Origin of the sequence: Psychrobacter sp. FME13 (genome assembly GCF_014861395.1) — a bacterium.
Lineage (GTDB): Bacteria > Pseudomonadota > Gammaproteobacteria > Pseudomonadales > Moraxellaceae > Psychrobacter.
This window is the reverse complement of record NZ_RRYV01000001.1, coordinates 78,772-91,522: the sequence shown is the minus strand read 5'-3', so window position 1 is coordinate 91,522 and position 12,751 is coordinate 78,772. Positions and strand designations below refer to the sequence as shown.

The window sequence follows — 12,751 nt, the reverse complement described above, 5'->3', positions numbered from 1 at the left end:
CGGCCTAATCAGAGAGTTCTTGCCTAAGGGTTGTGACTTTAGACAAGTCTCTGATAATGAGATACAGGACATTGAGAATAAACTAAACAACAGACCAAGAAAACGCTTAGGGTTTAAAACGCCCAATCAGGTGTTCTATAATATAATTTAGCGTTGCACTTGGTGTGTTAATCTAAGCATTATAACTATAGTTTGAAAGTTGATTGACATAATTGGTGGCAAAATTCAGTCTTTTTTAGTCCATTTAGATGGCTGTCGATTGAATTGAAAACACGCCCTAATGCTATTAATAATATAATTTGAGAGAGTAGCGATGCCGCTCAATCAACCTTATTACCAACTAAGAGACGTAAACGGATGAACTTTTCGAGACAAGCCTTATTGGGCATTGGGATGATTATAGGCGGTAGCGTGATGCTATACGCTATGGTGCAACAGATTGGTGATAGTAATAGTGAACCCGCACCAGTATCAGCGATGATAGATGAACCAAGTACTGAGAACGCATCGGCACAGCCGTTGACCACAGATATCGAGACAGAAAAACGTATCTTGGCACAAAAACAAAAAGAGCGCGCAGCCCGTGTCGCAGAGCAAGAAAAGCGTGCGCAGCAGTTTTTGACAGAACAAGAGGCGGCTGAGGCAGAAGCACTGGCTAAAGCACGCGCAGAAAGCCAGCAGTATCTGGCTAATAGTGCACCTATTAGTAATGATAGTGACGACTCAGAAACGGCACAAAATATTACTGATTCTCTGACTGTTCAGCCTCGTACTGATAATAAGCCGACTGAGAGTGAACAGCAAGAAGCAGCTCAAGAAGCAAAGAGAGAGGCTGAGATTAAAGAACAAGCCGTTGCTAAAAAATTAGCAGAGAGCAAAAAAGAAGCGGAGCTAAAGAAACAGGCTGAAGCCAAGAAACAAGCAGATGCTAAAAAGAAAGCTGAGGCCGAAGCTAAAGCCAAAGCATTAGCAGAGGAGAAGAAGAAAAAAGAAGCTGCCGAAGCGGCTAAAAAAGAGCCACCAAAATCCCCTATTGAATATCAAGTGAAAAGAGGCGATGGACTTATTAAGCTTGCAAGACAATACAACATACCAGTAGAAGTCTTGGCTCAAGCCAATGATATCTCACCGTCATCATCGTTACAGTTGGGGCAAAGTATAACGATTCCATCACGCCTTCAAATACAACGTTTAGAGCGTGAAGCGGCAGCAGCTGAAAAAGCACGTGAAGAAAAACGTAAAAAAGAAGAAGCGTTAGCTAAGAAGTCAGCTGAGGCTAAACGTGAAGCGCAGCAAAAACTCAGTGAAGCTCGTCAGCAAGTGAAAGAAACTGATGCAAAAGGCAACTTTGGTGTGCAGGTAGCCTTGGCAGACGATCAAGCCAGAGCGGATGATTTGGCAAAAAAATTCCAAGCAGCAGGCTATCAAGTTAAAACCAGTCGTACCAGTCGCGGTGTCCGAGTTATCGTTGGTCCTGAGCGTGGTAAAATTGCAGCTTTGGCCCTAAAAGATAAAATTAATAGCGACCCTAAGGTCGATACAACAGGTGCTTGGGTGTTATTCTGGCGCTAGCCTATTGCCTAAGTAATATGTAGCGTTTTAACCGGAGCGTGTTTGATCCTTCGATCATGGTACTGCCTATTTACGCAAGCTCAACACGCTTAAGTTTGTTTGGACTCTCTTATCTAACTATTTCTATGATTAAAACACGACATCTGATGTCGTGTTTTTTGCTTTACCGTTTGCCGATTGGCAAAAGCTTGGTTACGATAAGCACCGATTTTCTTTCTTTATAACCTGTCAGCCTAAAAAGGTTGACCTGCCGTGACTGTCCGTAAATGGCTTTTATAAAATAGCAAAGTTATCACTTTAGCCAGTCACTCTCATATTGTATAAGGTAAAACCATGTCATTTGGCGTTGTATTTTTAATATTGGCCGTTGGGTTTTTAGGGCTGATTACGTTACCCAAGTTATTGTCAAAACGTCAAAGTAGTGAGCCTGATCCCAAGCCTGTACGCGGCGATGATTTGGCTATTTGGCCATTTGCACCGATGCCAATCATGACAGATACTGAGGTAATATTTTTTAAAAAATTAAGCAATGCGCTGCCTGAATATCACATATTTGTCCAAGTTCAGCTATCACGAATTATTGAAGCCAATAGTACCGAGACCTCTGAGCGTAGCTTTTGGTTCAACCGTATCTGCCGTCAAAGCGTCGATTATGTAATCGTAGATATGGATGCTCAGACCACACTGGTTGCTATCGAGCTTGATGATTGGACCCACACGAGTAAAGCGCGTCAAAAGGCTGATGATAAGAAAGACAAAGCTTTAGCCAGTGCAGGGATTGCGATGGTGCGATTTCATGCGGAGCGGATACCGAGTGCTGATATGTTGAGGTATGAGCTGATGCAAGTGATTGAGAATTATTGAGAGTGCTGATTAGGTGAGGATGATTTTATAAAAACCCTTACCATTAGTTGTGCTGTCTCGTATAGATAACGATTGGTCTATCACCTGCAAAGTACAGCCCTGATGCGAGCGGTGTGTCACCAGTACAAACTACTGGTGGCTGCTGTTTATCATAAACGTTATGTCGATCATAAACATTGCGCTCATCATAAAAGCTACGCTTGGTAAACCACTCAATATAATGTGCGGCTCGCAATGTCGCCATATTGATTGTAGCTAGGGTAGCTGGATCATTTTTATCACACCATTCATGTAGCGGAAAGTTAGATGCTAGCCAGCTAGGATAGCTAAAGTTATGTGTATTCAATGGTACAAAGAATCGTCCTTTTATAACGCCATAACGCTTATCGATTTTAACGTGTCCATGGTTTTCCGTATCCACCCACACCGCTCGAAACTGCTTGGTTTGCATGTGTGTCATCTTGCGCTGTAGATTGTCTTTAGAGTTGATTCCTACCCAGTTTATAGGCTCGAACGGCGCGGAGCCCATAAAGAACTTGATGGCTAGTTCCCAATGCTCGACCAGCTGCTCTGCATGATTGTATAAGATTAAATCTAGCTCACCAGTGGTCTGTTTGCCATTATAGAGCTGCACATTATTAGCCAGTGTCTCATACGGATGCAGCTTGCGCGCAAACCCATCTTCTAACCAAAATGACACCAACCCTTCAAAGTGAAACCCTAGTCGATTGGGGCTTGGGCGCTTGAGTAAGTAGCGAGTCAGTGCTTGATAGTCAGTGGTGGTGTCTAGCTCCATTAATCGTTGCTCATACGCCTCAAACTGCGACTGCCAAAAGCTAGCGTTATGTACTGAAACAGCATGTGTGTTCTCATGCGGTGCAAAGTCTAGCCAATGCGTCAAGACATTAGGACACGCCAGTACATAAGCCAAATCGCGCACATAAGGTCGGCGGTAACGCTCCCAATGAGTGTTATCTATAAGGCGGGTAGAGTTGGACTGAGCGATAGGCTCGGACATAAGATAAACCAGTGTAAAGGTGTAGCATTTACCCTAACGGCTCGCTCTATAAAAGTCTATAGATGACAAGTATCGGCTAGGGTAGTGCTTAGTTTTTTAGCGCTAAAATATGATATTAATGTGATGGATATGAATGTGGATATCAGGCGGTGATAGCAAGTAAGGTAATAGAATACTGAGTACCATTTTTAGTATCGGGAGTAGTCGTTTTAATAAATTGCTAGGCGCGTTATGCGGTGGTTGGTTGTGCTGGGTCATGCTCATAGCTCCATATTGTGTATTGAGCCGTAAAGGTATTCTACGACTTTCAACATAGTTCTATGGTATACGGAGATAAGGGGGTCAGATAAGGTCATATGACGGTCATATGCCCCTAAAACATGACGATATGACCCTAATTATTTAGGTCTTTAATTTTTAGCTGATAGGCTTTTTTTAACCAGTAAGCTATAAAATTAGGTGATAGTGGGGTGTTGAGGTTTTTTGAAGCACTCTCGATTAATAGGTTAGTTTTGCCTTTACCGCCTAGTGTCAGTTCATATTTAAGTTCACTCAATAAGGTATAGATTAGCTCAGCTACTTTAGCTTCTGAGTTGGGCGCTAACTTCTTATCATCAACTAGTTTGTCTGCTAATTCAGCTTTGGCTTGTACAAGTTGGCTTTTAAGGTCTGCTATTTGATTGTTAGCAGTTGTTAATGCTTCTATTAATTGCTCATTGGTCTTAGGTTTTCCATGCGCTACTGTTGATGTTCCCATTGAAGAACTGCCGGTAGTTTTATTTTCCTCTATATCAGCAACTAATTTCGCATTTTGTGCTTGTACGTCTGATAACTCATCTTTGACGCTTTTTAACTCGCTACTTTTTTCATTGAACAACTTATCTAAATCAGCCTTAGGAAATCTCAAATCAGAAAGCTCTACGATTGACGGTGCCATATCATCACCAAACTCTATTGAAGTAAACCTACTACCAATTATATTTTTATATTTATTATCATTATCATAAATCGGCAGTTCATCCTTATCATGCAGTAAATAATAGCTGTAATAGTTTTGTATTATTCTTAAATTCGCTTCGTCTTTTAGTACTGAGGGAGCTTCTGGTACATGGAAGTATCCTGATATATAGAACTCAAATTCTTCTATTTGTTCAATTGAACCATTTTCAGCAATCTTTAGCGTTTCAATAGTAGCAAAATCATTATAATGAAATACGATGCTCAGTTTCTGTTCGTTATGAAGGTCTAAGATAGCATCTTTCAATCTATAGTAATCTTCTTCTATTTCTAAGTTATAAGAATACCCATACTGGTTTATATACTCACCTACATCTTCAAGACTTAAGAAGTCCTTAAACAAATAACTCACATTCACACCCCTATACCCTTAAACAAAAATAAGTACAAGCCAGCCTTAAAATGTGTGAACGGCTGACTTTCGATTGTTCATCATACAACCACCAACCAAATTTAGCACAAAAAAAAGCCAACCATTGAAAACAATGATTGGCTTTTCTCTTTACTGCTATGTTTGGTCGGAACGGCAGGATTTGAACCTGCGACCACTACACCCCCAGTGTAGTGCGCTACCAGACTGCGCTACGCCCCGAATGACTGACTATTTTACGCAAAATTGCACATATTGCAAGAGCTATTTATTTTGCCCAAAGCCCAACGCGCAGTTTTACGTATAGCCGTCAGCATCGCCATTTAAGCGTTCACCTTAACCCAAAAGCTCTTTTAAGATTTGGTTCACTTGCTGCGGGTTGGCACTACCGCGACTGGCTTTCATGACTTGACCGACCAGACCGTTAAAGGCTTTTTCCTTACCGCCGCGATATTCTTCGACCATCGCTTCATTTTTTGCGATGACTTCTTCTACCATGGCCTTGATAGCGCCAGTATCGGTTTCTTGCTTGAGGCCTTTGTCTTTAATGATCTTATCTGCAGCATCATCGCCATCGCCGCCTTCGCGCTCGTACAGGGCGCTAAAGACTTTCTTAGCCATTTTGCCAGACAGCGTGTCATCTTTGATACGCTTAAGCAGGCCAGCCAGTTGTTTGGCGCTGATAGGGGAGTCGATGATGTCTTTGTCATCTTTATTCAGTGCGCCTAGCAGATCACCCATGACCCAGTTACCTGCCATTTTGGCATCTGACTGACCGATTTCTGCGACCACTGCTTCGAAATAATCGGCTAGCTGACGACTACCAGTCAAGATACGCGCGTCATACTCTGACAGTTCAAGCACTTCTTCAAAACGCGCACGACGAGCCACAGGTAGCTCTGGCATTGCTGCTTTAATCGCATCAACCGTATGCTGCTCGATGCGTACTGGTAGTAGGTCAGGGTCAGGGAAGTAGCGATAGTCGTTGGCGTCTTCTTTGGTACGCATAGTACGCGTTTCATCGCGATCTGGATCATATAGCATGGTTGCTTGTACGACCTTGCCACCATCTTCGATGATATCGATTTGACGCTCGATTTCACGGTTGATAGCACGTTCGATGAAACGGAACGAGTTTAGGTTTTTGAGCTCAGTACGTGTACCGAGATCGGCACCAGGCTTGCGTACCGAGACGTTACAGTCACAGCGGAACGAGCCTTCGGCCATCACTGCGTCTGAGATGCCGAGCCATGTCACTAGCTGATGGATGGCTTTGATATAGGCAAGTGCTTCGTGAGCAGAGCGCATATCTGGCTCAGAGACGATTTCGATCAGCGGCGTACCTGCACGGTTAAGATCGACACCAGTCATACCATCGACTGCGTCATGCACCGATTTACCAGCATCTTCTTCTAGATGCGCACGGGTGATGCCCATACGTTTTGGGTATTCGTTCTTTTCGCCTTCGTTGACCACGACATCGATGTAACCTTCGCCGACGATAGGGTTGGCCATCTGAGTGATTTGATAGCCTTTTGGCAAGTCAGGGTAGAAGTAGTTTTTACGATCAAATGTATTAAACAGACCCAATTCAGCATTGACGCCGATGCCGAATTTGAGCGCGCGATCGACCACGCCAGCATTTAGCACAGGCAATACGCCAGGTAGACCCAAGTCTACGATACTGGCTTGGCTGTTTGGCTCGTGACCGAAGTCAGTTGGCGCACTGGAGAATATCTTACTTTCCGTATTTAGCTGGCAGTGAATCTCGATACCGATGACCACTTCGTAGCCATCGACAAACAGCTCTTTACGCACGGCGTGTTCACGGACGGCATTGTTATCAGTAGTAGTTGCTGTGTTCATTATACCGTCTCCTTTGCGATGGCTGAATGTTGTAGATGATGATCGGTATGCTGCTGGAACAGATGCGCAGTCGTGAGTAGTTGACTCTCTTGCCAGTGTTTACCGATTAATTGCAAGCCAATAGGCAGACCTTCTGTGGTTAAACCAACTGGCTGACTGAGTGCAGGCAGACCCGCTAGGTTGACAGCGATGGTATACACGTCACCTAAGTACATGGTCGCAGGGTCCAAATTGTCACTGAGTTTATAAGCGGCAGTCGGTGCAGTTGGGCTAGCAATCACATCACAGCTAGCAAACGCTTCATCGAAGTCTTTGACGATTAAGCGGCGGATTTTCTGTGCTTTGGTATAGTACGCATCGAAGTAACCAGCCGATAGGGCGTAAGTCCCTGTCAAGATACGGCGCTGTACTTCAGGGCCAAAACCTTCAGAGCGTGAGCGTGTATATAGGTCAATCAGATCCGTTGGGTTCTCACAGCGATAGCCAAAACGTACCCCATCGAAACGTGATAGGTTCGATGAAGCTTCAGCAGGTGCTAGCATATAGTAAGTGGCAAGCGTGATTTCAGGATCAGTGATGTTTACTTCTACGATCGTTGCGCCTAGCTCTTCGTATTTTTTTAAGGCGGCGCGTGCTGCTTGCTCAACTTCGCTATCCAGTCCTGTACCGAAGTATTCTTTGGCCACACCGATACGAAGACCGTCAAATGGCTTGTCACCAGCAGTGGCTTCTGCCTCGTTGATATCTTGTACATAGTCAGGCATATCATATTGGATAGAAGTTGCATCACGTGGATCGTGACCAATCATCGGCTGGAGTAGGTAAGCACAGTCTTTGGCGCTGCGTCCCATGCTACCCGCTTGGTCTAGACTTGAGGCATAAGCAATCATACCGAAGCGTGACACACGCCCATAAGTAGGTTTGATACCGGTTAAGCCGCAGAAAGAAGCAGGCTGACGAATTGAGCCACCAGTATCACTACCTGTTGCCATTGGCGCAAAACCTGCCGCAACCGCAGCAGCACTACCACCTGATGAGCCACCGGGTACACGTTCTAAGTTCCAAGGGTTTTGTACGGTGCCATAATATGAGCTGCTATTGTCTGAGCCCATTGCAAACTCATCCATATTGAGCTTACCCAAGCTAATCATGCCCGCTTTATTGATATTAGAGACGATAGTTGCGTCATATGGTGAGACAAAGTTATGCAGCATTTTAGAGCCACAAGTTGTTAGCACACCTTGAGTACAAAAGATGTCTTTGTGCGCCATTGGTACACCAAGTAGTGGACGCTTATCGCCCTGCGCACGCATCTCGTCTGCTGCTTTTGCTTGTGCGTGTGCTGTTTCAGAGGTGTGAGTGATAAAGCTGTTAATCTTGCTGTCTAGCGCATCAATACGCTTGATATAGTGTTCGGTTAATTCTGTGCTGCTAAATTGTTTGTCTTGCAAGCCCGTAATGAGCTGCTCAGTACTTAATAAATGAAGTTCAGACATAAGGTGTCGTCCGTCAAAATGTGAATAGCATTAAATGGGATAAAATAAGCATAAAAATCAATAGAACAAATTATTCAATGACTTGTGGTACTAGATACAGACCGTCTTCTACTGCAGGCGCAACGGATTGATTACGCTCACGATTGATATCGTGTTTAGCGACATCAGCACGCAGCTCTTGGCAAGCTTCATGAATATTGGCCAATGGTTTGATATCAGTGGTATCAACGTTAGATAGCGTATTCATCAGCTTTAGTACTTTACTGATGTCGTCGGCATAGCTATCGGCTGTATTTTCATCGACACCTAAGCGTGCAAGGTTGGCAACTTCTAGGATTTCTTCACGGCTGACGTTGCTGTCAGACGTTGCTGGTTGCTGTGACATGGTTTCTCCAGTGAAGGACAGTTTTTGTTAGATTTAGGTTACAAGTAGCTACTATAAGTAAGCGCTAAGATAATATCTTATATAAAGTTGTTTTATTATAAAGCATCTGACCCAAGTTTACAGAGCATGACGCTTGATTGGTGCACAATATCGATTAAGAAAGCATGGTTTACAAAACTGACTATATAATTCACGATTGATTCTCAATTGCTTACCCATTGAGCGCTGAAATACGTTACAGTATGTACCTGTGCTACTAAGCAAAATTATCGCCTGCCTGTAGAGCCCTTGTTAGTTATTGAATTAGATGGTGTTTCATTAATATGAATGGTAGAGACTACTATTTCAAATTTTGTAACAACTTTTAGCGTTTAAGACCAAAATCCTTACGTATTGATGCAAATACCTGTGTTTTTTTTGAGCTAAATAGGTATAATTTAGCTCGATTTTTCCATTTCATCATTATTGCTTAGGTTTCACTTGTTGCGATGTTCAGCTTTTGCTTCAAGTAATGTCTATCGACGACCTGCTCAACACTGACGAGTAACACCTCAGTCAATCTCATTCGCCTCATTCGTAAGACGCTGGATATATTAGTCATGAACCTGTTTGGATTTTTATCAAATAATATCGCTATCGACCTCGGTACTGCGAACACCCTAATTTTTATTCCTAATAAAGGCGTCGTACTTGACGAGCCTACGGTAGTGGCGTTACGAAGTAATCGTACGCAGAACCCTACTGTTGCTGCTGTTGGTATCGATGCCAAGCAGATGCTAGGCCGTACTCCTGCCAATATTACAGCGATTCGTCCATTAAAAGATGGGGTGATTGCTGACTTTGAAGTGACACAAAAGATGCTCAAGCACTTTATCATGAAGGTAAAGGCAAAGCGTTTTCTAGCGCAGCCTAATGTCGTGGTGTGTGTGCCTTGTAAGTCTACTCTCGTCGAGCGTAAAGCGATACGTGAAGCAGTATCATCAGCAGGTGCCAGTAAAGTATTGTTGCTAGAAGAGCCAATGGCCGCAGCGATTGGTGCTGGTATGCCAGTTCATGAAGCTAGTGGTTCGATGGTTGTTGATATAGGTGGTGGTACGACTGAAATTGCTGTTATCGCGCTATCTGGTTGCGTCTATGCTGAGTCGATTCGGATTGGTGGCGATATGTTTGATGAAGCCATTATTACTCATGTCCGTCGTACTCATGGCTGTGTGATCGGTGAGACAACGGCTGAGCGTATCAAACAAGAAGTGGGCTCTGCATTGAATGAGGACAGTCAGTTAGAAGTAGAAGTGCGTGGTCGTAGCATGGCTGAAGGTGTGCCAAAAACATTCACGATCAACTCAGAAGAAATACAAAAAGCACTGAGTGATCCACTAAGTGGTATTGTAAGTGCGGTTAAAGCGGCCCTTGAACAAACGCCACCTGAGCTATCATCAGATATCGCAGAGCGTGGTATTGTCTTGACTGGTGGCGGTGCGTTATTACGTGATTTAGATAAGTTGATTTCAAGAGAAACAGGTTTGCCTGTGACTGTTGCCGAAGATCCGCTGACTTGTGTCAGTCGTGGTGGTGGTATTGCACTTGATTTTATCAATAACAAAAGTTTGAATATGATTTTTGTTTGAGCTATTTAAATTAAGATAAAAGAATTGGCTGTAACTATATAAAGGTAAAGATAAGGATAAAGGTAAAGGCAGCCAGTTGTGCTGCCTTTAATCACATTAATAAAGGCTAGAATTCAGCACTGGCTACTGTTTATTTTATAACCCCTGAGTTAGACGACTTATGATTCCAAGTATTTTTGCGCGCCAGCCGTTAGCACTTCGTAAGACTGCCATAGTACTGATAGCAGCTTTAGTACTGATGTGGTTCGATAGCAAAAATCCAGAATGGTTTAATTCAATACGCAATACTAGCCATGCTGCTATGCAACCGATCTATGAGTTGTCACTATTACCCAGCTATGCCAAACATTGGGCGAGTGGAAGCTTACAGTCTAAAGAAACACTACGCCGCGAAAATATACAATTAAAGTCGCAACTGATACACGCACAAGCTAAGCTTCAGCAACAAGATTATATCTTGGCACAAAATGCACGCCTGCAAGGTATTTTATCAACCACTAAGCCTGAGCAGTTTGAGCTCAACCTAGCACAGGTTATCGGTACTGATACCAATTTACTTAGACAAATTGTGATGCTTAATAAAGGTGCACGAGATGGGGTGCAAGTTGGACAAACGGTTATTGACGAAACGGGTATTTTAGGGCAAATCATTAATGTCTATCCTAATACCAGTCGCTTGCTACTGATAACCGATGAACAGCAATCAGTTGCCGTTACTGTTAAACGTACTGGTCAGCGCGCTATCGTTACCGGACAAGGAATACCAACCTCGCTGAGCCTTGATTATGTATTCAAAACATCAGACGTACGTGTGGGTGATGAGTTGGTTTCATCAGGGCTAGGCGGCCGGATTCCAGCAGGTTACCGAGTCGGCCGTGTGGCTCATATCCAAAATACCCAAGCCGATAATTTTAAAACTATAGAAGTGACACCAGCAGCAAATTTTATCGATAACGCTTATGTGCTCATTCTCCAAGATAAGCTAGCCAACTAAATAGTGTTACTCATCAGTGCCGCTTAGTATCGAGCTATTCATCCAATATTTGACATTGTTCGGCAAAACTTTGCCATCTTTAGCCTATATAGATGACTATCGATTGGAGTAAAGATACACCCTAGTAGCCGCCTATATACTCATTATCTGTTTAGTCACAGTGAACATCACATCAATGCTTAATTATGTTTTAATAGCAGCCGCTAATACACCCGCTAAGGTAAGTACTCATGTCGTATCCTGACTCCGAGAATGCAACGGTACTAATCATTGTTACGATTATTCTTAGCTTCGTTGTTGCCTCATCACTTAATATTTATCCATTAAGTCCTAGCATGGCTACATTGCGTCCTATGGTGATGGTGATGGTTTTGGTTTTTTGGTTGTTGTTTCAACCACGTTATGTCGGTATCTTTACGGCATTTACTATCGGTTTTATTGCTGATTTATTGATGGATACTCATCTAGGACAGCAAGCCTTTGCCGCAGTAGTAGTAGCGTTCGTGATTAAACTGACCAGTATCTATGTTAAGCAATTAAATACCGTTAGTGCATGGGTAATCGCTAGTCTAGGATTGATTGTATTTCAAATAACGCTATGGGTATTGCAGATGTTTGTTCAAAACATCTTTGTTGCACAATCCGCTTTTTCATTAATGATTAGTATCCTAAGCTGGCCATTGGTATTACTTGTTTTACGCAAGTTTACACGTTAATTAAAGAGGCGGTTGCTAACGTTTGGCGCTAGTCGTCATGAATGAGTAGTTGAGCGTGATTTTTTGATTTGAGCATCTATTATCTACAAAACTTCTATGAAGGTAAGTTTTCAACACACAATAATTTATACAGTAAGAGAGTAGCGATGGATATTGTTTTGGCATCTGGTTCGCCGCGCCGCCGTGAGCTATTGGAAAGAGCAAGGCTGAACTTTAGTATCTTGAGTGCAGATATCAATGAAACACGCTATGATAATGAGTCGCCAAAAGACTATATCGAGCGCATGGTCGCTACCAAAGCTGAGGCTGCGATAAAACAGCTAAATGAAAAGATCCAAGCTAATACAATGGACTGTGCTGAGCCGCTTATTATCTTAACCTCAGATACCATTGGTGTATTAGCAGATGGTAAAACTGTATTGGTCAAACCCGTTGACCGTGAGCACGCTTATGATATGTGGCAGCAAATGTCTGATAATGTTCATGAGGTTTGGACGGCTGTGCAAGCGACTCAAGTATCATTATTACCAGGTCTTGCTAATTTAACGACTGATTATCAGCAAGGTTTTCAAGTTGTTAACCGCCAACAAATCACTGAACGCACAGAAGTTACATTTGTTCCGCTGACGGAGCAGATGATGAGCGACTACTGGGACAGTGGTGAGCCTGCTGACAAAGCAGGTGGTTATGGCATTCAAGGGTTAGGTGCTGCATGGGTAAGCCGTATTAATGGTAGCTACACTAACGTCGTTGGCTTACCTCTATCGCAAACATTAGCACTTATTAGAGACATGCAAGCAGGTTAAGCAAATATTATGAACCTGT

Annotated in this window: 12 protein-coding genes, 1 tRNA gene and 1 pseudogene; 7 read left to right on the top strand and 7 right to left on the bottom strand. The window is 43.1% G+C overall.

The window, feature by feature from the left end:
• From EI164_RS16865 to EI164_RS00480, 3 genes and pseudogenes are all read left to right on the top strand, one after another.
• Window positions 1-151 (top strand): annotated as a pseudogene (locus tag EI164_RS16865) (IS30 family transposase); the annotation flags it as partial.
• A 206-nt stretch (window positions 152-357) separates the two neighbouring features.
• A complete protein-coding gene (locus EI164_RS00485) occupies window positions 358-1,572 on the top strand; it encodes an SPOR and LysM peptidoglycan-binding domain-containing protein (RefSeq protein ID WP_192518038.1) in 1,215 nt (404 codons plus the stop codon).
• A gap of 333 nt (window positions 1,573-1,905) precedes the next feature.
• On the top strand, window positions 1,906-2,436 hold the full coding sequence (locus EI164_RS00480) for a DUF2726 domain-containing protein (protein ID WP_192518037.1): 531 nt from the start codon (window positions 1,906-1,908) through the stop codon (window positions 2,434-2,436).
• Window positions 2,437-2,479: 43 nt separating this feature from the next.
• Here EI164_RS00480 and EI164_RS00475 read toward each other — a convergent pair whose 3' ends face one another.
• The 7 genes from EI164_RS00475 to gatC all read right to left on the bottom strand — a co-directional run bounded on the left by EI164_RS00475 (window position 2,480) and on the right by gatC (window position 8,588).
• Window positions 2,480-3,454 (bottom strand): DUF1853 family protein, encoded by a 975-nt coding sequence (locus tag EI164_RS00475; protein ID WP_192518036.1) that lies wholly within the window; start codon window positions 3,452-3,454, stop codon window positions 2,480-2,482.
• Window positions 3,455-3,556: 102 nt separating this feature from the next.
• Window positions 3,557-3,712 carry a hypothetical protein gene (locus EI164_RS00470; protein WP_192518035.1) on the bottom strand — a complete coding sequence of 52 codons (156 nt, stop codon included), beginning with the start codon at window positions 3,710-3,712 and terminating at the stop codon, window positions 3,557-3,559.
• 136 nt (window positions 3,713-3,848) lie between these two features.
• A complete protein-coding gene (locus EI164_RS00465) occupies window positions 3,849-4,823 on the bottom strand; it encodes a hypothetical protein (RefSeq protein WP_192518034.1) in 975 nt (324 codons plus the stop codon).
• Between the two features lie 163 nt (window positions 4,824-4,986).
• Window positions 4,987-5,063, bottom strand: a tRNA-Pro gene (locus EI164_RS00460).
• A gap of 114 nt (window positions 5,064-5,177) precedes the next feature.
• Window positions 5,178-6,707 carry an Asp-tRNA(Asn)/Glu-tRNA(Gln) amidotransferase subunit GatB gene (gene gatB, locus EI164_RS00455; RefSeq protein ID WP_192518033.1) on the bottom strand — a complete coding sequence of 510 codons (1,530 nt, stop codon included), beginning with the start codon at window positions 6,705-6,707 and terminating at the stop codon, window positions 5,178-5,180.
• Window positions 6,707-8,203 carry an Asp-tRNA(Asn)/Glu-tRNA(Gln) amidotransferase subunit GatA gene (gatA, locus tag EI164_RS00450; RefSeq protein WP_192518032.1) on the bottom strand — a complete coding sequence of 499 codons (1,497 nt, stop codon included), beginning with the start codon at window positions 8,201-8,203 and terminating at the stop codon, window positions 6,707-6,709. The genes gatB and gatA overlap by 1 nt, the downstream gene beginning before the upstream one ends.
• A 70-nt stretch (window positions 8,204-8,273) precedes the next feature.
• Window positions 8,274-8,588 (bottom strand): Asp-tRNA(Asn)/Glu-tRNA(Gln) amidotransferase subunit GatC, encoded by a 315-nt coding sequence (gatC, locus tag EI164_RS00445; RefSeq protein WP_192518031.1) that lies wholly within the window; start codon window positions 8,586-8,588, stop codon window positions 8,274-8,276.
• A gap of 599 nt (window positions 8,589-9,187) precedes the next feature.
• On the opposite strand from gatC, the gene EI164_RS00440 reads away from it, so the two are divergent.
• From EI164_RS00440 to EI164_RS00425, 4 genes are all read left to right on the top strand, one after another.
• Window positions 9,188-10,216, top strand: coding sequence for a rod shape-determining protein (locus EI164_RS00440; RefSeq protein ID WP_192518030.1), 1,029 nt, complete (start codon window positions 9,188-9,190; stop codon window positions 10,214-10,216).
• Between the two features lie 160 nt (window positions 10,217-10,376).
• The gene (mreC, locus tag EI164_RS00435; protein ID WP_192518029.1) at window positions 10,377-11,210 is read left to right on the top strand and encodes a rod shape-determining protein MreC; all 834 of its coding nucleotides are present in this window, start codon (window positions 10,377-10,379) and stop codon (window positions 11,208-11,210) included.
• Between the two features lie 230 nt (window positions 11,211-11,440).
• Window positions 11,441-11,926, top strand: coding sequence for a rod shape-determining protein MreD (gene mreD, locus EI164_RS00430; RefSeq protein ID WP_192518028.1), 486 nt, complete (start codon window positions 11,441-11,443; stop codon window positions 11,924-11,926).
• A gap of 146 nt (window positions 11,927-12,072) precedes the next feature.
• On the top strand, window positions 12,073-12,732 hold the full coding sequence (locus EI164_RS00425) for a Maf family protein (protein WP_192518027.1): 660 nt from the start codon (window positions 12,073-12,075) through the stop codon (window positions 12,730-12,732).
• Window positions 12,733-12,751 lie beyond the last annotated feature (19 nt).

Bases quoted from the DNA above. Each gene is read 5' to 3' on its own strand.
- EI164_RS00485 (WP_192518038.1), top strand. From the start codon at position 358: ATGAACTTTTCGAGACAAGCCTTATTGGGCATTGGGATGATTATAGGC.
- EI164_RS00480 (WP_192518037.1), top strand. From the start codon at position 1,906: ATGTCATTTGGCGTTGTATTTTTAATATTGGCCGTTGGGTTTTTAGGG.
- EI164_RS00475 (WP_192518036.1), bottom strand. From the start codon at position 3,454: ATGTCCGAGCCTATCGCTCAGTCCAACTCTACCCGCCTTATAGATAAC.
- EI164_RS00470 (WP_192518035.1), bottom strand. From the start codon at position 3,712: ATGACCCAGCACAACCAACCACCGCATAACGCGCCTAGCAATTTATTA.
- gatB (WP_192518033.1), bottom strand. From the start codon at position 6,707: ATGAACACAGCAACTACTACTGATAACAATGCCGTCCGTGAACACGCC.
- gatA (WP_192518032.1), bottom strand. From the start codon at position 8,203: ATGTCTGAACTTCATTTATTAAGTACTGAGCAGCTCATTACGGGCTTG.
- gatC (WP_192518031.1), bottom strand. From the start codon at position 8,588: ATGTCACAGCAACCAGCAACGTCTGACAGCAACGTCAGCCGTGAAGAA.
- EI164_RS00440 (WP_192518030.1), top strand. From the start codon at position 9,188: ATGAACCTGTTTGGATTTTTATCAAATAATATCGCTATCGACCTCGGT.
- mreC (WP_192518029.1), top strand. From the start codon at position 10,377: ATGATTCCAAGTATTTTTGCGCGCCAGCCGTTAGCACTTCGTAAGACT.
- mreD (WP_192518028.1), top strand. From the start codon at position 11,441: ATGTCGTATCCTGACTCCGAGAATGCAACGGTACTAATCATTGTTACG.
- EI164_RS00425 (WP_192518027.1), top strand. From the start codon at position 12,073: ATGGATATTGTTTTGGCATCTGGTTCGCCGCGCCGCCGTGAGCTATTG.